Raw genomic sequence first — 18,114 nt, forward strand, 5'->3', positions numbered from 1 at the left:
GCCCGCTAGGCGACCGCCGCCGTCAGCGCCTTCGCCAGCTCGCCCGACTCGTCCGCGTGGAACCGTACGACCGTCACCTCGCGCCGCTTTCCCAGGAGTTGTACGTGGGTGACGGGCTCGGTCAGCTCCACCGTCAGGGAGGTCTGGGAGCCGACGGGCAGTTCCAGGACGTCGCCCGGCACCGTCCCGCCCGCGCCCTGGAACTTCAACTCCCTGCGGATTCGGGCTATTCGGTCCAGCGGGATGACCAGGTCCACGTGGGCGCCCGCGCGCAGCCGCAGTGTGTCCGCGGTCAGGACGTGCGGCCGGGTCACGGCCGCGGCCTGCATGCCGAGGACCAGGATCACCGTGTACAGGTCCAGCACCAGCAGGACCGCGTGCACGGCCGGCCAGTCGCGGACCAGGAAGGACATCCCGATCGTCTCGACCAGGCACACGAAGGTCAGCCCGTACACGGTCGCCGCCTGCGGGCTCGCGTACCCGAACGCACGGTCTCCCGGCTGCACTTGGTGCTGCCTCCGGGCGATCCACAGCCCGAAGCTCTTCAGCACCCGCGCCTCGTGCGCGGCCAGTCGGCGGACCGGGTCCGGGAGGAAGCCGCGTGTCATTCCGCCACCCCGCCCTTCTCCGCCTTCTCCGAAACGATCAGCATCGCCCGCCGGACCGCTTCCGCCTGGGCGGGCGCGAAGTCGGCGAGGAAGGCCTTGAGGAAGGTCTGGTCGGCCGGTGACGTGGTCGCCGCGATCTGCGCCGTCAGCTCGGGCGGGAGGCAGTCGGCGAGGGCTCGCGCGGCCTCGTCCACCCGGGGGTCCGCCGGGTCGGCGTCGGCCAGCGCGTCGAGCAGGGCGTACACCTCGTGCACCCGCTCGGCGGCGCCCGGCGCGGCGGCCGTGGACCGTACGGCGGCCATCAGCCGGTCCCGCTCCTCGGGGTCCGCGGCGGTCTCCATGAGGGCGAGCAGCTCGCGGTCCCTGGCGGCCATCGGCGAAGGGGTCTCCCGCGTGCCCAACTCGGCGAAGAAGTCGGCCAGTTCGGGGGAGAGCTCGTCATCGGTCGTCAGACGGCCCTGTCTCGCACGGGCGAGCAGCGTGGCCAGGCGGGCGCGGCGGGCCCGGATCTCCGCCTCCTGACGGGCCAGGTCTGCGTCCAGCTCGCCCAGTACGTCGACCAGTTCGTGCCCGGCGTCGTCGGCGATCACGTCCCGCACCTCGTCGAGGCCGAGGCCCAGCTCGGTCAGCCGGCGGATGCGGGCGAGTGCGACGGCGTCCCGCACCGAGTACTGCCGGTAGCCGTTGGCAAGCCGGGCCGGTTCCGGCAGGAGGCCGAGGTGGTGGTAGTGCCTGACGGCCCGCGTGGTCACCCCTACCAGCGCGGCGATCTCCGAGATCCGCATGCCTCCAGTAGAAACGTTGACGCTGCGGCAGGGTCAAGCCCGGTCGTCCGGTCGTCCTTGATCGCTTCGTACGAGGGCGGCGGCCGTTCCGGCACCCCGCGCCGGGTAGCATGGTCGGCACGGCAGACGAGCCGGGCGGACGGCCGCGTGGAGATCCTCCGGATCTTCCCGAGGAACGTCCGGGCTCCACAAGGCAGGGTGGTGGCTAACGGCCACCCGGGGTAACCCGCGGGACAGTGCCACAGAGAACAGACCGCCCGGGATTTCGGTCCCGGGTAAGGGTGAAACGGTGGTGTAAGAGACCACCAGCGCCTGAGGTGACTCAGGCGGCTAGGTAAACCCCACCCGGAGCAAGGTCAAGAGGAGCCGCCGTGAAACGCGGCTCTGCGCGGACGATCGAGGGCAGCCTGCCCGAGTCCGCGGGTAGACCGCACGAGGCCGGCGGCAACGCCGGTCCTAGATGGATGGCCGTCGCCCCGACGACCGCGAGGTCCCGGGGTACAGAACCCGGCGTATATGCCCGACTCGTCTGTCGCCACTCTCGACAGAGGCCCCTGACCAGGTAAAATGCCAGGTCAGGGGCCTTTTTGTGGCTGTGCGGCGGTTCAGCGGGGGCCGGTCACCACAGGACGGGCAGCCGTTCGGGGATGCGCTTCATGAAGCCGGTGCGCCACACGAGCTGTTCGATGGGGACGGCGAGGTCGAGTCCGGGCATCCGGTCGAGCAGCACCTCGATGGCGATCTGTGCGTGGCGCTTGCCGAGGGCGGTCGCGGGGCAGTAGTGGCCGCCGCCGCCGAACGACAGGTGACCGTTCGCGTTGGGGCGGTCCAGGCGCACGGTGTGCGGGTCCTCGAACTCCTGCGGGTCGTGGTTGGCGGCCTCGACCAGGACGAGGACCAGTTCCCCCTGCTGGATCTCGACGTCGCCGAGCAGCATGGTCTGCGTCGCGATGCGCGGCAGCCCGTCGGCGATGGACAGGTTGATGCGCAGCAGCTCGTCCACCGCAGCCGGAATCAGGGACCGGTCGGCCACGAGCCGGGCCTTGAGTTCGGGGTGCTGGATGAGGGAGACGATCGCCATGGTGAGGAACCCCATGACGGAGATGACCCCGGCGCCGAACATGGTGACGCCGACCGTGGCGAGCATCTCGTCCGTGAGGTGCGCGTAGTCGGGGTCGTCGCGCAGGGCCGCGAGCTCGCCCAACAGGCCGCCGGTCTCCGGGTCGTTGAGGCGCCGCACCATGTGCGCCATGTCGCGGTCCCAGTTCATCGCCGCGGCGGGGATCTCACGCGGGGAGTTCATGAAAGCGACGTGCAGCGAGTCGTACAGCTTCCCGGAGTCGGCCTCGGGGATGCCGAGGATGTAGGTGTGCAGCGCCGTGGAGTACGGCACGGTGAAGTCGTACCGCAGATCACCGGGCGCGCCGGCGGTCATCAGGCGGTCGGCGAGGTGGCGGGCGCGCTCGTACAGCCAGTCCTCCAGTCCCGGCGACTTGGGGTTCAGGGCCTTCATCACCGCTTTGCGGAGTCCCGCGCCGGTGATGTTGCCCATGTTGTTGACGACCTCGGGCGGGATCGTCAGGGCGTACTGCCGGGGCGCACCGGGCGCGGAGGTCTCGGCGAGCGAATACCGGTCGTCGTCAAGGACCTGACGGCACAGCGGATAGGAAGACACCAGCCACGCTTCCGCTCCGGCTATGGTGCGCACCTTCTTGACCGGCTCATGGGCCAGAAGATGCGCGATCTGGGGAGGCAGGGCGGTGCCGTTGGCGTCGAACGGGAACCGCGTCAGGTGGTCGTGGTCCACGGGGCAGCCCGGCGCGGTGGGGTCGAGGGCGGTGGTCATGCGGGCTGCTCCTGGGTGTCGGCGGGGTTGATGATGGCGTGGCCCTGGTTGCGGGAGGCGCGCAGCCCGTAGCCCCGCGCGTAGAGCAGCTCCGCGAGGGGGAGTGCCTGGTGGTAGCAGTTGAGGGAGCTGGGAACGTCGAGGATGGCCGGGGTGTCGAGGAACAGCGGCACCTCGGCGCAGACGTACTTGATGCACACCTCGCGCTGCCGGTCGGTGGGCGGCTGCCCGTTCAGCTTGCCGGCGAGGAAGCGCGCGGCGAGCTGATCACAGACCTCGCGGAACTCGGGATCCGCGGTCAGCAGGTCGTCGAGCCGGGTACGGATGCGCTGGTACGCGGGGATTTCGAGGAGCGCGGACATGGGGCGTCCGCGCAGGCGCTTCCCCTCGGGGTCGAGGAATCCCACGGCGCCGGTCACTTTGGCGCGGACACCACGGAGGTTCTTCACCGCCTTGCGCTGTGCCTCCACCGGCGGATAGCCGAGGGCTTCGAACATCTCGGCGACATGCATGTCCGTCCAGATCAGATCGACCTGACGGAAGTGCTCCAGACCCCAGTTGGCGAGGTCGAGAACGCGCTCGTGCGTGAAGTAGCCGTTGCCGGACGAGATGCCGATGACGGCGTGGTCGCCCTCATCGTGGATCACCTGGCAGTGGGGGGTGTACGGGCGCACGGCGAAAACGCCAGTTATGGCAGTCGTCAACGTCAATTTCCCCTGGCGCCGCTAGTCCCAGCAGGGCCCGATGCCCTGGGTGTGGCGACGCGGGACCGACGCTAGCGCGATGACAGCCTGTTGATCTATCCCTACCAGCCAGTCATCTTCGGATTTCGTGGCTCGGTTGGCGAGATCCCGACCTGCCGCGCGGACCCCTGGGGCGGCGACACCCCTCCGCCCGCCGGTGACCCACGCCTTCCGCCTGCCGCCGGGGTACCCGCCTTCCGTCCTGCGGCCTCACGCCATCACACCCCCTCCCACCTGCCCGGATCACCCCATGCAACCACTCGCTCATCCTCCGTGTGGCGGAACGGGATCCGCGGTCGTAGCGTGATCTGCGGTACCGGCCGGAAGCCCGCGCGCCAGTCGAGGCGGCGGGGGTGCCGCACAGTTCGGCTCGGGGACACACGAGGTGAAACGCCGTGCCTTCCTTTCACTTTCCCGTGATGCTGGCGCTCGCAGCGGGCGCCTTCTTCCTCTGCCGCAGGGGCGGCACGAAAATCTCCCACGCGCTCATCTGCGCCGGGTTCGGGTTCTATCTCGCCGATACGACGGTCGCCCCTTCGCTGCACACCGCGCTCAACTCCGTCACCGGCATGCTGGGACAGCTTGGCTGAGCGCGCGGGCCCCGACCGCCGCCGCACGCGACGGCTCCTCCTGGCCGGCTGCCTCGCCGCCGTGCTGACGGGCTGCGCGGACATGGAGGGGCTGCACCGCGACGGGCCGGCGGCGAGCGTGGCTCCGCCCGAACCGCTGTGGCCGCAGGCCCGGCCCTCCCCGGCCGGCCCCGAGCAGCAGCGCGGCCGGCCCTTCGCCGTGCCCGGCATCGCGAAGGTGGCCTCCGGCGACATGCGGGACACCGACCCGCTCGCCGTCGTCAAGGCCGACCTCACCGCCACCGAGCGCGAGGACCAGGGCACCGGCCGGCTCGTGGACCGCCGGGCCGCCGAGCGTGTCGCGGGCTGCGTCCGGGCTGCCGAGTGCGGGGTGCGCGAGCCGGTGCTGCGGGATCTGACCGACGACGGGCGGGCCGAGCTGATCACCGCCGTCGACATCGACGGCCGGGCGAGCGAGATGCGGGTCTACCGCGTGGTGGACGGCGTCGTCACCCGCGTCTTCTCGCGGCGTGCGGTCCTCGAAGGCGTCGAACTCGCCGCCGGGCACCTCGCCATCCGCGAACCCACCTCCAACGACCGGTTCGTGTACGTCTCGCACTACGGCTGGGACGGCCGGATGATGGCCCTCATCGAGCTCAAGCTCGACACCTGCCGCGCCCTCAAGCAGACCTCCGGCGTCCCCTGCGTCACGCCGTCGCCCACACCCGGTGGCCCCTCGTGACGGCCTGGCAGGAGCGGCTGCGGCCGGGCTGGACGTACGGCCTGCGCTGGAAGATCGTGCTCACCGTGGCCGGGGTGGCCTGCGCCGTCGCCGCGATCCTCGGCGTCCTCGTGCACAACGTGCTGACCCGGCAGCGGGTGGACGAGGTCCGCAAGGAGGCGCGGCAGAGCCTGGACGCCGCGCTCAAGGAGTACGCGTACGGCACCGAGACCACCGGCGGGCACGCCGCCATTCTCGACCCGGTCCAACTCCCGGGCGCGTTGCGGAAGTTGGCGATGAGCGGCGAGCGCGGGCTGATGGTCGGCGAGCAGGACGGCGAGGCGGTCATGTGGGCAGCCGCCCCGGCCGGCGGGCACGTCCTCGCGGTGTCCATCCCGTACGCGAGCACCCGTGACCACCTGCGCCAGATGGACACCGCGATCCTGGGCTCCGCGCTGCTCGCGGCGGGCAGCGTCACGCTGGCCGGGACCTATTTCGCCGGGCGGATCAGCCGGCGGCTGCGCCATACGGCCACCGTCGCGCGCCGGATCACCGAGGGCGACCTCGATGTGCGCACCGGCATCCCGCCCGGGGGCAAGGCCGCCGAACGCGACGCGGTGACGGCGGTCGCCGTCGCCCTGGACTCGATGGCCGCCTCCCTGCAGCGCCGCCTGGAGTCGGAGAAGCGCTTCACCGCCGATGTCGCGCACGAGCTGCGCACCCCGCTCACCGGGATGCTGGCCGCCGCCGGGCTGCTGCCGGAGGGCCGCCCCAAGGAGATGATCAACGACCGGCTCAAGGCGCTGCACACCCTCACCGAGGACCTCCTGGAGATCTCCCGCCTCGACGCGGGCGCCGAGGAACCCGAGCTCGCCGAGCACGAGTTGGGCCCGCTGGCGGAGCGCGCGGTCCGCGCCACGGCGCTGGACTGCGCGGTCCACGTCGTACGCGATGCGACCGTACGCACCGACCGGCGCCGGCTCGACCGGATCATCGCCAACCTCGTCGTGAACGCCCACCGGCACGGGGCGCCCCCGGTGAGCCTCACGGTGAACGGCCCGGTCGTCGAGATCCGCGACCACGGCCCCGGCTACCCCGCCGAACTGATCGACCGCGGCCCCCAACGCTTCCGCACCGGCGACCCCGGCCGCGGAAGGGGCCACGGGCTCGGCCTCACGATCGCGGTCGGCCAGGCAGAGGTCCTGGGCATCGACCTGCGCTTCTCCAATGCCACGACGGGAGGCGCAGTGACAACCCTGCGCCTCCCAGCGGTGCCCTGAAGGGGCGCGGGGCTGTGACATGTGCGGCTCCGCCGCGTGGGCGCGACCGGGAGTGCTGGGTCCCCTACAGGGGCGCGGGGAACTGCGCGCTCAGCCCTCACCGGCCCGCGGATGAATACCAGCCCACCCTGCAAAGTGGCGTCGTCCATGCGCTCACGGTGCCATCCGGCAGCGCACCGGTGGCGTACCGAGCCGACGTGGGGTGTCCTGGGGAGTGAATCGTTTCGTACCGACCGGGAGAGGCAGACCGTGACCATCGCCCTCGACAAGCTGACCGAACCGGCCGTCCGCGCCTTCGTCGGCGCGCTCAACTCCGGTGACCGCCAGGCCTTCGCCGCCGCCCTGACACCCGGGGCCACTATGTCCGACGACGGTGCGGACCGCGACGTGGCCGACTGGACCGAGCGCGAGATCTTCTCCTCCGGCGGCCACATGGACATCGAGAAGCAGACGCACGACGGGCTCGGCCTGGTCGCCAATTACCGCAACGACACGTGGGGCGAGATGCGCACCTCCTGGCGCTTCACCGTCGACGGAGGCAAGGTCAGCCGCTTCGAGACCGGGCAGGCCTGAGCCGCCCCGGGTCGGGCGGGGATGCGGGCACCCGCGCGAGACCGGGGCAGGACCGAGCCCGCCCCGGTCACCACGTCACGCCCGGATACGCGCACCCGCGCCGCTCACCCGTACCCGCGCGTCGCCCGCGCGCAGCGTCACGGTGAGCACGCCGGGGCGCCCGAGGTCCTTGCCCTGATGGAGTGTCAGCTCCGACTCCTCGGCGACCAGGCCGAGTTCACGCGCGTACGCACCGAACGCGGCCGCCGCCGCACCCGTCGCCGGGTCCTCGACGACCCCGCCGACCGGGAACGGGTCGCGGACGTGGAAGACCGATTCCGAGGCGCGCCACACCAGTTGGACGGTGGTGAGGTCCAGGCGGTGCATCAGGGCCGTGAGCCGGTCGAAGTCGTAGGAGAGGTCCGCGAGGCGCTCGCGGGTGGCCGCGCCGAGGACGAGATGGCGGGCTCCGGCGAAGGCGATCCGGGGCACGATCGCGGCGTCGAGATCCTCGGCCGGCCAGTCGAGGGCGGCCAGCGCCTCGGCGAGGTCCTTCTCGGCGACGGTCTCCGAGTGCGGCTCGACGCTGGTCAGCGTGGCGCGCAGACCGCCGCCCGCCGTGTCCTCGGCGACGGTCACCGGGACCGTACCGGCCGGGGTCGCGAAGGTCAGCTCCCCGGTGCCGATCCGCTCGCCCAGCGCGATCGCCGTCGCCACGGTGGCGTGCCCGCAGAACGGCACCTCCGCCTTCGGGCTGAAGAACCGCAGCGTAAACGCCCGCCCCGGCTCGCCGAGCCCCTCCGGCGGCGCCGTCAGGAACGCCGACTCGCTGTAGCCGAGCTCGGCCGCGATCGCCAGCATCCCGGCGTCGTCGAGCCCCGAGGCGTCCAGGACGACCCCGGCCGGATTGCCCCCGGCGGGGTCGGCGGAGAAGGCGGTGTAGCGGAGGATCTCGGGCTGGGCGTCGGGCTGCGCGTCGTTCGTCATGATCGCCTCAACTGCCGTACTGGACCGCCTATTCCGGCCACCCGGGGACGGCTCGGCCCCGGCCGACGCGGGGCGGGTCGGACTCAGCCCCGGCCGATGTACGGCATCGCCGTGGCCAGCACCGTCGCGAACTGGATGTTCGCCTCAAGCGGCAGCTCCGCCATGTGCAGCACCGTCCGCGCCACATCCGCCGCGTCCATCACCGGCTCCACCGCCAGCTCCCCGTTGGCCTGCGGGATCCCGGTCTGCATGCGCTGCGTCATCTCGGTCGCCGCGTTGCCGATGTCGATCTGCCCGACCGCGATCCGGTACCGGCGCCCGTCCAGGGACAGCGACTTGGTGAGCCCCGTCATCGCGTGCTTCGTCGCCGTGTACGCCACCGAGTTCGGGCGCGGGGCGTGCGCCGAGATCGAGCCGTTGTTGATGATCCGGCCGCCCTGCGGATCCTGCTCCTTCATCGCCCGGAACGCCGCCTGTGCGCACAGGAACGCGCCGTTCAGGTTCACGTCGACCACCGAGCGCCACGTCTCGTACGACAGGTCCTCGACCGGCACCCCGCCGGGCCCGAACGTCCCCGCGTTGTTGAACAGCAGGTCCACCCGTCCGTACGCGTCCCGGGTCGCGGCGAACAGCGCGCCGACCTCGTCCGGCGAGGTCACATCCGTACGGACGCAGAGCACGTCGGCGCCCTCGCCGGCCAGCGCCGCGGTCTCCTCCAGGGCCTCGGTGCGGCGCCCGGCCAGGGCCACCGACCAGCCCGCGCCGGCCAGCGCGAGGGCCACGGAACGGCCGATGCCGGACCCGGCACCGGTCACGACGGCAGACTTCTGGGGCTTTGGCGAGGTGATGTCCATGAGCCCGGAGCGTACGGGAGCGGCCCGTGCGTGAGACGGCTCGTCCGTGATGTGGGAGCCGCCCGCCACTCATGGGGGAGCCGTGTGACCCGTCCCTCCTTTCCCGTTCCTCCCGGGTGGTCCCGTCACCCGGGTCCGGCTGAGAACATGGTTATTCGATTCAACTTTCAGGAGTGAAAGCGATGCCGGAGTGCGGCGGCCAGGACACCCAGGGCCACATATCGACCACCGCCGACGCGAAGGCGCCCGGTGCCGTCGCGTCCGCCGCCGTGCGCCGCACGAGTCTCCTGGTCACGCTGGTGCTCGGCGGGCTCACCGCGCTCCCGCCGCTCTCCATGGACATGTACCTGCCGGCCCTGCCGGAGGTCACCGACGCGCTGCGCTCACCCGCCGCGACCGTCCAGCTCACCCTCACCGCATGCCTGGCCGGCATGGCGCTCGGCCAGCTCGTCGTCGGTCCGATGAGCGACAAGTGGGGCCGCCGCCGGCCGCTGCTCATCGGCATGATCGTGTACGTCCTGGCCACCGCGGTCTGCGCCTTCGCGCCCGACGTCGAACTTCTCATCGGCTTCCGGCTGTTGCAGGGCCTGGCCGGCGCCGCGGGCATCGTGATCGCCCGCGCCGTGGTGCGCGACCTCTACGACGGGGTCGAGATGGCCCGCTTCTTCTCCACCCTGATGCTGATCTCCAGCGTGGCCCCCGTGGTGGCCCCGCTGATCGGCGGACAGGTGCTGCGGCTCACCGACTGGCGCGGCGTCTTCGCCGTACTGACCGTGATCGGCGTGCTGCTCACCGCCGTCGTGGGGAAGTGGCTGCACGAGACGCTGCCGGTGGACCGGCGGCACTCCGGCGGCGTCGGCGAGGCCCTGCGCACCATGGGCGGCCTGCTCAAGGACCGGGTCTTCACCGGCTACATGCTCGCGGGCGGCCTTGCCTTCGCCGCCCTTTTCGCCTACATCTCCGCCTCGCCCTTCGTGGTGCAGGAGATCTACGGCGCCTCCCCGCAGACCTTCTCCCTGCTGTTCGGCCTGAACTCCGTCGGCCTGGTCGTCGTCGGCCAGATCAACGGCAAGCTGCTCGTCGGCCGGGTCAGCCTGGACAAGGCGCTCGGCTTCGGGCTCGTCGTGATCACGCTGGCGGCGACGGCGCTGCTCCTCATGACGTCCGGCGTGTTCGGCGAGGTGGGCCTCGCGCCGATCGCGGCCGGCCTGTTCGTGCTGATGTCGGCGATGGGTCTCGCCCTGCCGAACACCAACGCCCAGGCCCTGATGCGCACCCCGAACGCTGCCGGCTCCGCCTCCGCGCTGCTCGGCACGTCCTCGTTCCTGGTCGGCGCGGTCGCATCGCCGCTGGTCGGCATCGCGGGCGAGGCGACGGCCGTGCCCATGGCGGTCGTCCAGCTCGCCTCGGCCGTCGCGGCCCTGCTCTGCTTCCTTCTTCTGTGCCGGCCCTGGCAGCGCAAGGGCGAGCCCCTCACCGCGGCGTCCCGAGCGGCGGGAGACCCGGCGCGGCAAAAGTAGACTCCCCCGGTGAACCCGGTGAACCACTCCCTCCCCGTCCCGGACGTCCTGCGCACGGCGCTCGCCGGACTGCTCGACGGTCTTCCCCCCTCGCAGGCCGCGGGCGCCGTCGACCGGCTGATCAGCCACTACCGCGGCGTCGTCCCCACCCACGCCCCGGTGCTGCGCGACCGCTCCGACGTCGCCGCCTACGCCGCGTACCGGATGCCCGCCACCTTCGAGGCGGTGCGCTCCGCGCTCGGCGCGTTCCGGGACGCGACCGGGCCGTGGACGCCCGCCACGCACACCGACATCGGCGGCGGCACCGGCGCCGCGAGCTGGGCGGTCGCCGAGGCCTGGGAGGACGCGGACACCCCCGTGGCCACCACCGTCCTGGACTGGGCGGAGCCCGCACTCGCCATCGGCCGCGAACTCGCCGAGGCCTCCGGGCTCCCCGGCCTGAGCACCGCCCGCTGGGAGCGCGCCCGCATCGGCTCGGCCCTCACCCTGGAAGGCGCCGACCTCGTCACCGTCTCGTACGTCCTGAACGAGCTCACCCCCGACGACCGCCGCACCCTGGTGGATGCGGCAGCCGCGGCAGCGACCGGCGCCGTCGTCATCGTCGAGCCCGGCACCCCCGACGGCTACGCCCGCATCATCGAGGCGCGCGACCGGCTCATCGCGGCCGGCCTGCGCGTCGCCGCGCCCTGCCCGCACAGCGCCGCCTGCCCCATCGAGCCCGGCACCGACTGGTGCCACTTCTCGGCCCGGGTCAGCCGCTCCTCGCTGCACCGCCAGATCAAGGGCGGTTCACTGGCGTACGAGGACGAGAAGTTCAGCTACGTCGCCGCCACGATCCCCCAAGCCCTCAAGGGGCGGGGAGGGACCCCCATCGCCCCCGAACCCGCCCCGGCCCGGGTTATCCGGCGGCCGCAGATCCGCAAGGGGCAGGTGCTGCTCGACCTGTGCACGGCCGAGGAGCAGCTGCGCCGCGAGACGGTCAGCAAGCGGCACGGGGCGCTGTACCGGGCGGCCCGGGATGCCGAGTGGGGCGACCCCTGGCCGCCCCACTCCGCACCGTCGCCCTCCTAGTCAGGAACGGATTTCCTGGGTGCAGCACTTCACGCTGCCGCCGCCCTTGAGCAGCTCGCCCAGGTCCATGCCGATCGGCTCGTACCCGCGGGCGCGCAGCGGTGCGAAGAGGCCGATCGCACCCTGGGGGAGCAGGACGTGGTGCCCGTCGCTCACCGCGTTGAGCCCGAGCGCGGCAGCGTCCGGCTCCTCGGCGATCAGCGCGTCCGGGAACAGCCGGGCGAGCACGGCCCGGCTGCCGGGGGAGAAGGCCGGCGGGTAGTACATGATCTCGTCGGCCGAGTCGTCCAGGACGCACAGGGCCGTGTCCAGGTGGTAGTAGCGCGGGTCGACGAGGTCGAGCCCGATGACCGGCCGGCCGAAGAACTCCTGGGCCTCGTCGTGCGAGAGCGGGCTGGACCGGAAACCGCGTCCGGCCAGCAGATACGAGTCGGTGACGGCGAAGTCGCCCTCGCCCTCGTTGATGTGCGAGGGCTCGTGGACGGTGGTGAAGCCGTGCGCCCGGAACCAGTCGAGGTGGACCTCGGCCTCCGCAGCGCGCTCGGGATGCGCGAAGCGGGCGCCAAGGACCCGGTTGTCGATCACAGTGGCCCCGTTGGCTGCGAAGACCATGTCGGGCAGCTCGGGGCGGGGGTCGAGCAACTCGACGGTGTGGCCGAGCGAACGGTAGCGGTCGCGCAGGTCCTCCCACTGGGCCAGGGCCAGCGGCAGGTCGACCGGCTTCTCGGGGTCCATCCAGGGATTGATGGAGTACGTGACCTTGAAGTGTGCCGGTGGGCACATCAGATAGCGCCGGGGTCGGGCGGTTCTCTGCGTACGGAAGTCACGGGCTTCACGAGGCAATGAAGGCTCCTCACGGGCGACTTGGGCCGCGCGAGTGCGCGGCCGCGTGCAGCCCATGGTCCGCCGTGACGGGCGTCCGCGCAGTGAACCGTCCGGGTATTTTTCACCCGGGCCCACCCCTGGGGCCGGGGGTGGCTGAATCGACCCGTGCCGATCACATGGACGCCGTCCGATGGTCACGGGCGGGCCATGTCACACACCCCGGATGTCCGGTGCGGTCACCCGGGGAGCAGGATGGTGGGACGATGTTCCTCGTGGACAAGAGTCCCTAGTGGATGAAAGTCCCTCGGGGTCGACGGTGAGGTGAGGGGATAGATGGGCGCTGAGTTCGGCCGTTCCCGCGGCGAGGAGAGCAAACTGTCCCGCTGGCTGCGCAGGCGGCCCAAGGACGCTCCGGGCGCGGACCAGGGCCGGCTCGGCCTGCTGCTGGCCGTGGCCGCCGCAGACCTGCCCCTGGCGCCCGCCGCGTACCCCGTCGGCTACTCGTGTTCCTGCGAGCGGATGGGGTGTCCCACGCCCGCCCGCCACCCCGTTTCCTTCGCCTGGCAGACGCAGTCCACCACCGACCGCGCACAGATCGAGCGCTGGGCGCTCGGGCAGCCCGAGGCGAACTTCATCACCGCGACCGGCATGGTGCACGACGTGCTCGACGTACCTCTCGAAGCGGGGCGCGAGGCGCTGGCCCGGCTCCTGTCCGAGGGGATCGACGTCGGGCCCGTCGCCGAGGCCGCCGGTGACGGCGATCACGGGCGCATGCTCTTCTTCACCGCGACCCGGGGTACGCCCGAGGACGAGGACGAGTGGTGGCCCTGCGAGCTGGACTGTCACCCCGAGACGATGGACGAGCATCCGGGGCTGCGGTGGCACTGCCGGGGGAGCTACGTCCTCGTGCCGCCCGCGCGGCTGCCGGGGGAGCTGGAGGTGGGGTGGGTCCGGGGGCCGGAGCATGCGCTGGTGGATCCGCTCACGCTGCTGGAGGCGTTGACGGATGCGTGTGCGCGGTATGCGGGGGATGCGGGCCCCCACGCAGCAGCCTGGCCCCTGGGCCGCTAGGCCCCCACCCCGCCCCTTCCCTAAACCCGCCGGGGGGTTGGAAAAGGGGGAAGCCGGGTTTCCTGGGGCTCCGCCCCAGACCCCGTTCGCGCCTGAAGGGCGCTCGTCCTCAAACTCCCCCAAGGCCTTAAGGGCCAGGGGGGACCCCCATGACAGGCTGGATATGCCCGTACCGCATGCCTCCAGGGGCGCGGGGAACTGCGCGACCAGCCACACACGGTCCGCGGTGGATATCGGGTTCAGGGGCGCGGGGAACTGCGCAATCAGTCCCCCACCCCTCCGCGGAGCGCTACTCGCCCTTCAGTGCCACAAGCCCCTGCACCCGGTTCGCCACCAGGACCTTGCCCTGGGGCGGGACCAGGGCCAGTTCGTTCGAGATCCACTCCCTTGTCAGGGAGGATGTGACCTGGCCGGTCAGCAGGGCCTTCTCGTCGGGGGAGATGTCCAGGCGGACCCCCTTCGCGGCGGTCTGGCGCTCGAAGTGGCGGGCCGTGAAGAAGACCAGGGCGCGGTTGTCCGTGGTGCGCAGGCCCAGTGGGGCGAAGTCGCCCTCGTTCAGGGGCTGGTCGAGGAACTGGCTGATCCGGCCGGACCGTACCGCGTTCTTCTGGCGGGCATCGCGCCAGCCGCTGGTGTGCTCGCCGGCCGCGAACACGGGCGGCCTGCCGTCCTGGAGGTAGGAGGCGTAGTCCGCGCTCAGGTCCTTGGGGGCGACCGCGAGCGAGGGGTCGTCGGGGCGTACCGGCTCGGCCCAGCCGTCCTTGTCCGTCTTGAAGGCGGGGACGTCCTTGACGCCCAGGATGGACAGGTAGGCCACCTTCCACACCTGCTCGGGGCCGCTGCGTATGAAGAGCAGCAGCCAGCGGGTGTCGTTCGGGCCCTTGTCGTCCTGGTCGCGGTTGGAGTCGGTGTCGGCGACGAACCAGCGCGGCCAGCCGGCCTGTTTGGGGATCGTGTACCTGGCGTCCGTCAGGGCCAGCGCCGAGTGCCGGGCGTTGCCTGCCGGGTTCGTCACATGTGCCGCCGTGAAGCCCGCCTGGGTGGTGGCGCCGAACGCGCCGGTGACCCGGCCCGCGTCCAGGGCCGGGTCGTACGCCTTGTCCGCCTTGTTGTAGGCGTCGGTGAACGCGGTGAGCGCCTCGGCGGCCTCAGCCTTCGTCGCCGACGGTACGACTTCCCGCTCCCCGTGCACCGTCACGCAGCCGCTCGCGGTCACCGTCAGTACGGTCGCCGTCGCGAGCCCCGCCGTCAGCCGACTCACCCTGCTCATGAACCGCCTTCTGCCCCTCGACCCTCGTAGTCCCCACGGACTTCCGGAACCCTACCGGGGCGAAGAAGAACGCGAGCGTGGGGATCAGGTACAGGACCCAGACCACGACCTGGACGACGGTCGGGTCGGGCTGGAAGTTGAAGACGCCCTTGAGCAGGGTGCCGTACCAGCTGTCCGGCTCGATCGTCGAACTGATGTCGAAGGCAAGGGAGTTGATGCCCGGAAGGAAGTCCGCCTCCTGGAGGTCGTGCACACCGTAGGCGAGGACGCCCGCCGCGACGACCACCAGCATGCCGCCGGTCCACGTGAAGAACTTCGCCAAGTTGATCTTCAGGGCGCCGCGGTAGAACAGCCAGCCCAGGAAGACGGCGGTGGCGAGGCCCAGGAGGGCGCCGGCCATCGGCTGGACGGTGCCGTTCTCGGAACCGGCGGCGTGCACCGAGGTCCACACGAACAGCGCGGTCTCCAGGCCCTCCCGGCCGACCGCGAGGAACGCGGTCGCCACCAGCGCGCCGGTGCCCATGCGCAGCGCCGAGTCGAGCTTGCCGTGGAGCTCGGTCTTCAGGTGCCGCGCGGTGCGCCGCATCCAGAAGACCATCCAGGTGACCAGGCCGACGGCGACGATCGACAGCGAACCGCCGAGCGCCTCCTGGGCCTTGAACGTCATCTCCTGGGAGCCGAATTCGAGCCCGGCGCCGAACGCGAACGCCACGAAGACGGCCACCGCCACGCCGATCCACACCGGCTTCAGGGCGTCGCGGCGGTCGGTCTTCACCAGGTACGCGACCAGGATGCAGACGACCAGGCTTGCCTCTAGCCCCTCGCGCAGGCCGATCAGATAGTTGGCGAACATGTCTCCCTCTCAGCCGAAGAGTCCCCGGCCCCACCAGTCGTCCTTGTCGCGGACGCCCGGCGGGACCGCGAAAATCGCCGAACCCACGTGCTGGATGTATTCGTTGAGCGCGTCATGGCGCGCGAGGCTCCGCTGGATGGGCAGGAAGCCCTTGCGCACGTCGCGCTGGTAGGCCAGGAAGAACAGGCCCGCGTCCAGGCGGCCGAGGCCGTCCGTGCCGTCCGTGAAGGAGTAGCCGCGGCGCAGGATCCGTACGCCGTCATTGGAGTCGGGGTGCGCGAGACGCACATGCGCGGTCGGCTTCATCGCCTTCAGGAACGGCTCGTCGCGCTCCTTGGCCTTGCCGACCGGGGCGCCCTCGCCCTTGTCGCGGCCGAACACGTCCTCCTGCTCCTGGAGCGAGGTGCGGTCCCAGGTCTCGATGTGCATCCGGATGCGGCGGGCCACCAGGTAGGAGCCGCCGGTCATCCAGTCGCTGCCGTCCTTCGCGCCGACCCAGACGTGGTCGTCGAGGGCCTTGGCGTCGGTGCCCGAGACGTTCCGGGTGCCGTCCTTGAAGCCCATCATGTTGCGCGGGGTCTGCGCGTCCGGCGTCGTCGAGGACGTCTTGCCGAAGCCGAGCTGCGACCAGCGGATGGCGACCTTGCCCATGCCGATGCGGGCCAGGTTGCGGATCGCGTGCACCGCTACCTGCGGGTCGTCCGCGCAGGCCTGCACGCACAGGTCGCCGCCGCTGCGCGCCGCGTCCAGGTTGTCGCCGGGGAACTGCTCGATGTCGACGAGCGCCTCGGGCCGCCTGGCCTCAAGGCCGAAGCGGTCCTTGGCGAAGAGGGAGGGCCCGACGCCGAAGGTCAGGGTCAGCCGGGACGGCTTGAGGCCGAGCGCCTCGCCGGTGTCGTCCGGCGGCGCCTCCGCGAGCCCGCCGTAGGCGCCCTCGCCGACCGGCTTGCCCTCGGTCATCGCGGCGGCGGCCGCCGTCCAGTCCTTGAGGAGCCGGACGAGTTCGGCGCGGTCCTTCGTCGTCACGTCGAACGAGGCGAAGTGCAGCCGGTCCTGGACGGCGGTGGCTATGCCGGCCTGGTGGGTGCCGTGGAAGGGCACCGCGGCGCCCGTGTCGGCGGCGGGCACCGCGTCGCTGCCGCCGTCCTTGACGACGGCCACGGCTCCGCCGGCCGCGGCCGCGCCGAGCGCGAGCCCCGCGCCGCCCCAGCCGAGCAGCGCCCGGCGCGAAGGGGCCCTGCCGGGGCCGGTGGCCTCGGTCGTTTCGCTCATGACGGATCTCCTCCTGGCTCCGGGCGTTACTTCGTGACGGCGGCGGCGAGCTTGGACAGCGGCTCGGCGAGCGCGTTCACCGTGTCGGAGAGCTGCTTGCGGTCGCCCGCGCCGACCTTGTCGTACGCGGTGAAGTCGTAGGAGTTCTTGTCCGTGCGGTACTTGTCGAGCAGCGTGTTCAGGGCCGCGAACTGCTTGTCCAGCTCGGTGGTGAGCGCCGCGTCGTTCTTCGAGGCGACCGGCTTGAGCAGCTCGTACGCCTTCTGCGCGCCCTCGACGTTGCCCTTGAAGTCGGACAGGTCGGTGTGGCTGTAGCGGTCCTCCTCACCGGTGATCTTCCCGGTGGCGACCTCGTCGAGGAGTTCCTTGGCGCCGTTGGCCATCGAGGTCGGGGTGATCTCGGCGGTGCCGACCCGCTTCTGCCAGTCCGCCAGGTCCTTGTCGAGCTCGGTGGCGAGGTCCTTCTCGTCCTGGCCGATCTTGTTGTCGACCCAGAGCGACTTCTCCAGACGGTGCCAGCCGGTCCACTTCTGGCCCTTCTCCAGGCCGTCCTCGCGGGTGTCCGTCTTCGGGTCGATGTCACCGAAGGACTCGGCGACCGGCTCGGTGCGCTCCCAGCCGAGGCGCGAGGGGGCGAACGCCTTCTTGGCGGCCTCCACGTCGCCGGCCCGCACCGCGTCGGTGAAGACCTTCACCTTGGGCAGCGTCTCGTCTGCCTGCTCCTGCGCGTACTTGCGGTACTCGGCGACGGCCGTGTCCAGCTGCGGGTTGCGCTTGACGGCGGTGCCGCCGGTGACGTTGACCTTCTGGCGGATGCCGTCGCCCTTCATGCCGGGCTTGCAGGCGACCTCGTAAGAGCCGGCCTTGACCTCGGCGGTGAGCTGCTGCTTCAGGCCGGGGCCTATGTTCTCGCGCTCGGCGACGATGCGGTCGTCGGGGAAGAGCAGGTAGACCTCGGTGACCTTGGAGCCCTTGTTCTCGATGTCGAACTTGACGTGCCCGGCCGGGAAGTCCGTCTTCGAGAGCTTGCAGGAGCTGTCGGTGGCGGTGACCTGGATCGCGTCACCGGCGCCGCCCGACTTGGCGTCGCTCTTGTCGGCGCAGCCCGTGACGGCGGTCAGTGCCGCGACGGCAGCTGCGGCGGTGACTACGGAGGTACGGACGGGTCGCATGCGGGCTCCACGCTGGGTTCAGGGTCGACAGGTCGACTGAGGCGGACCTAACTTAACCGAGCCTTACCTTGCCGATACCCACGGGGCGCGTGATTCAGCTCTCACCGGTCACGGC

18 protein-coding genes and 1 other RNA gene are annotated in these 18,114 nt (G+C 71.5%); 8 read left to right on the top strand and 11 right to left on the bottom strand.

Annotated elements, in window-relative coordinates; genetic code table 11:
- Window positions 1-5: 5 nt before the first annotated feature.
- Window positions 6-608 (bottom strand): hypothetical protein, encoded by a 603-nt coding sequence (locus ACSHXC_RS27390; RefSeq protein ID WP_438294135.1) that lies wholly within the window; start codon window positions 606-608, stop codon window positions 6-8.
- Window positions 605-1,393 (bottom strand): MerR family transcriptional regulator, encoded by a 789-nt coding sequence (locus tag ACSHXC_RS27395; RefSeq protein WP_438294136.1) that lies wholly within the window; start codon window positions 1,391-1,393, stop codon window positions 605-607. The genes ACSHXC_RS27390 and ACSHXC_RS27395 overlap by 4 nt, the downstream gene beginning before the upstream one ends.
- A 127-nt stretch (window positions 1,394-1,520) precedes the next feature.
- On the opposite strand from ACSHXC_RS27395, the gene rnpB reads away from it, so the two are divergent.
- Window positions 1,521-1,925: RNase P RNA component class A (rnpB, locus tag ACSHXC_RS27400), an RNA gene on the top strand.
- An 87-nt stretch (window positions 1,926-2,012) separates the two neighbouring features.
- On the opposite strand, the gene ACSHXC_RS27405 is transcribed toward rnpB, so the two are convergent.
- Together ACSHXC_RS27405 and ACSHXC_RS27410 are read right to left on the bottom strand one after the other, a co-directional pair.
- Window positions 2,013-3,239, bottom strand: a complete 1,227-nt coding sequence (locus ACSHXC_RS27405; RefSeq protein ID WP_438294137.1) for a cytochrome P450 — start codon at window positions 3,237-3,239, stop codon at window positions 2,013-2,015.
- Window positions 3,236-3,913 (bottom strand): tRNA-dependent cyclodipeptide synthase, encoded by a 678-nt coding sequence (locus tag ACSHXC_RS27410; protein WP_438294138.1) that lies wholly within the window; start codon window positions 3,911-3,913, stop codon window positions 3,236-3,238. Before ACSHXC_RS27410 ends, ACSHXC_RS27405 begins: the two co-directional genes overlap by 4 nt.
- 464 nt (window positions 3,914-4,377) lie before the next feature.
- Between ACSHXC_RS27410 and ACSHXC_RS27415 the strand changes: the two genes are divergently transcribed.
- The 4 genes from ACSHXC_RS27415 (at window position 4,378) to ACSHXC_RS27430 (ending at window position 7,125) form a co-directional block, all read left to right on the top strand.
- Window positions 4,378-4,572 carry a hypothetical protein gene (locus ACSHXC_RS27415; RefSeq protein ID WP_438294139.1) on the top strand — a complete coding sequence of 65 codons (195 nt, stop codon included), beginning with the start codon at window positions 4,378-4,380 and terminating at the stop codon, window positions 4,570-4,572.
- Window positions 4,565-5,293, top strand: coding sequence for a hypothetical protein (locus tag ACSHXC_RS27420; RefSeq protein WP_438294140.1), 729 nt, complete (start codon window positions 4,565-4,567; stop codon window positions 5,291-5,293). Before ACSHXC_RS27415 ends, ACSHXC_RS27420 begins: the two co-directional genes overlap by 8 nt.
- The gene (locus ACSHXC_RS27425) at window positions 5,290-6,552 is read left to right on the top strand and encodes a sensor histidine kinase (RefSeq protein ID WP_438294141.1); all 1,263 of its coding nucleotides are present in this window, start codon (window positions 5,290-5,292) and stop codon (window positions 6,550-6,552) included. The genes ACSHXC_RS27420 and ACSHXC_RS27425 overlap by 4 nt, the downstream gene beginning before the upstream one ends.
- A 249-nt stretch (window positions 6,553-6,801) precedes the next feature.
- Window positions 6,802-7,125, top strand: coding sequence for a nuclear transport factor 2 family protein (locus ACSHXC_RS27430; protein ID WP_438294142.1), 324 nt, complete (start codon window positions 6,802-6,804; stop codon window positions 7,123-7,125).
- A gap of 75 nt (window positions 7,126-7,200) precedes the next feature.
- Here ACSHXC_RS27430 and ACSHXC_RS27435 read toward each other — a convergent pair whose 3' ends face one another.
- Entirely contained in the window at window positions 7,201-8,091 is an 891-nt protein-coding gene (locus ACSHXC_RS27435; RefSeq protein WP_438294143.1) for a PhzF family phenazine biosynthesis protein, read from the bottom strand.
- A gap of 83 nt (window positions 8,092-8,174) precedes the next feature.
- Complete coding sequence (locus tag ACSHXC_RS27440; protein ID WP_438294144.1) at window positions 8,175-8,945, bottom strand: SDR family oxidoreductase; 771 nt, start codon at window positions 8,943-8,945, stop codon at window positions 8,175-8,177.
- A gap of 182 nt (window positions 8,946-9,127) precedes the next feature.
- Between ACSHXC_RS27440 and ACSHXC_RS27445 the strand changes: the two genes are divergently transcribed.
- Window positions 9,128-10,465: a Bcr/CflA family multidrug efflux MFS transporter gene (locus tag ACSHXC_RS27445; RefSeq protein WP_438294145.1), complete on the top strand. Its 1,338-nt coding sequence runs from the start codon at window positions 9,128-9,130 to the stop codon at window positions 10,463-10,465.
- Window positions 10,466-10,483: 18 nt separating this feature from the next.
- Window positions 10,484-11,536, top strand: a complete 1,053-nt coding sequence (locus ACSHXC_RS27450) for a small ribosomal subunit Rsm22 family protein (protein ID WP_438296865.1) — start codon at window positions 10,484-10,486, stop codon at window positions 11,534-11,536.
- On the opposite strand, the gene ddaH is transcribed toward ACSHXC_RS27450, so the two are convergent.
- Window positions 11,537-12,379 carry a dimethylargininase gene (gene ddaH, locus ACSHXC_RS27455; RefSeq protein WP_438294146.1) on the bottom strand — a complete coding sequence of 281 codons (843 nt, stop codon included), beginning with the start codon at window positions 12,377-12,379 and terminating at the stop codon, window positions 11,537-11,539.
- A 315-nt stretch (window positions 12,380-12,694) separates the two neighbouring features.
- On the opposite strand from ddaH, the gene ACSHXC_RS27460 reads away from it, so the two are divergent.
- Window positions 12,695-13,432 (top strand): bifunctional DNA primase/polymerase, encoded by a 738-nt coding sequence (locus ACSHXC_RS27460; protein ID WP_053723912.1) that lies wholly within the window; start codon window positions 12,695-12,697, stop codon window positions 13,430-13,432.
- A 289-nt stretch (window positions 13,433-13,721) separates the two neighbouring features.
- Here ACSHXC_RS27460 and ACSHXC_RS27465 read toward each other — a convergent pair whose 3' ends face one another.
- Genes ACSHXC_RS27465 through efeO form a run of 4 tightly spaced genes read right to left on the bottom strand, consistent with a single transcriptional unit; the run spans window position 13,722 to window position 17,999 of the window.
- Window positions 13,722-14,693: a hypothetical protein gene (locus ACSHXC_RS27465; RefSeq protein ID WP_438296867.1), complete on the bottom strand. Its 972-nt coding sequence runs from the start codon at window positions 14,691-14,693 to the stop codon at window positions 13,722-13,724.
- Window positions 14,581-15,555, bottom strand: coding sequence for an iron uptake transporter permease EfeU (efeU, locus tag ACSHXC_RS27470; RefSeq protein WP_438294147.1), 975 nt, complete (start codon window positions 15,553-15,555; stop codon window positions 14,581-14,583). Before efeU ends, ACSHXC_RS27465 begins: the two co-directional genes overlap by 113 nt.
- A gap of 9 nt (window positions 15,556-15,564) precedes the next feature.
- Entirely contained in the window at window positions 15,565-16,827 is a 1,263-nt protein-coding gene (efeB, locus tag ACSHXC_RS27475; RefSeq protein WP_438294148.1) for an iron uptake transporter deferrochelatase/peroxidase subunit, read from the bottom strand.
- 26 nt (window positions 16,828-16,853) lie between these two features.
- Window positions 16,854-17,999: an iron uptake system protein EfeO gene (gene efeO / locus ACSHXC_RS27480; protein WP_438294149.1), complete on the bottom strand. Its 1,146-nt coding sequence runs from the start codon at window positions 17,997-17,999 to the stop codon at window positions 16,854-16,856.
- Between the last annotated feature and the right edge of the window lie 115 nt (window positions 18,000-18,114).

The sequence above is a fragment of the Streptomyces sp. HUAS TT7 genome (assembly GCF_051550175.1).
Lineage (GTDB): Bacteria > Actinomycetota > Actinomycetes > Streptomycetales > Streptomycetaceae > Streptomyces.

What these genes read in the sequence shown, in the direction of transcription:
- ACSHXC_RS27390 (WP_438294135.1), bottom strand. Translation starts at nt 608, where the DNA reads ATGACACGCGGCTTCCTCCCGGACCCGGTCCGCCGACTGGCCGCGCAC.
- ACSHXC_RS27395 (WP_438294136.1), bottom strand. Translation starts at nt 1,393, where the DNA reads ATGCGGATCTCGGAGATCGCCGCGCTGGTAGGGGTGACCACGCGGGCC.
- ACSHXC_RS27405 (WP_438294137.1), bottom strand. Translation starts at nt 3,239, where the DNA reads ATGACCACCGCCCTCGACCCCACCGCGCCGGGCTGCCCCGTGGACCAC.
- ACSHXC_RS27435 (WP_438294143.1), bottom strand. Translation starts at nt 8,091, where the DNA reads ATGACGAACGACGCGCAGCCCGACGCCCAGCCCGAGATCCTCCGCTAC.
- ACSHXC_RS27440 (WP_438294144.1), bottom strand. Translation starts at nt 8,945, where the DNA reads ATGGACATCACCTCGCCAAAGCCCCAGAAGTCTGCCGTCGTGACCGGT.
- ACSHXC_RS27445 (WP_438294145.1), top strand. Translation starts at nt 9,128, where the DNA reads ATGCCGGAGTGCGGCGGCCAGGACACCCAGGGCCACATATCGACCACC.
- ACSHXC_RS27460 (WP_053723912.1), top strand. Translation starts at nt 12,695, where the DNA reads ATGGGCGCTGAGTTCGGCCGTTCCCGCGGCGAGGAGAGCAAACTGTCC.
- efeU (WP_438294147.1), bottom strand. Translation starts at nt 15,555, where the DNA reads ATGTTCGCCAACTATCTGATCGGCCTGCGCGAGGGGCTAGAGGCAAGC.
- efeB (WP_438294148.1), bottom strand. Translation starts at nt 16,827, where the DNA reads ATGAGCGAAACGACCGAGGCCACCGGCCCCGGCAGGGCCCCTTCGCGC.
- efeO (WP_438294149.1), bottom strand. Translation starts at nt 17,999, where the DNA reads ATGCGACCCGTCCGTACCTCCGTAGTCACCGCCGCAGCTGCCGTCGCG.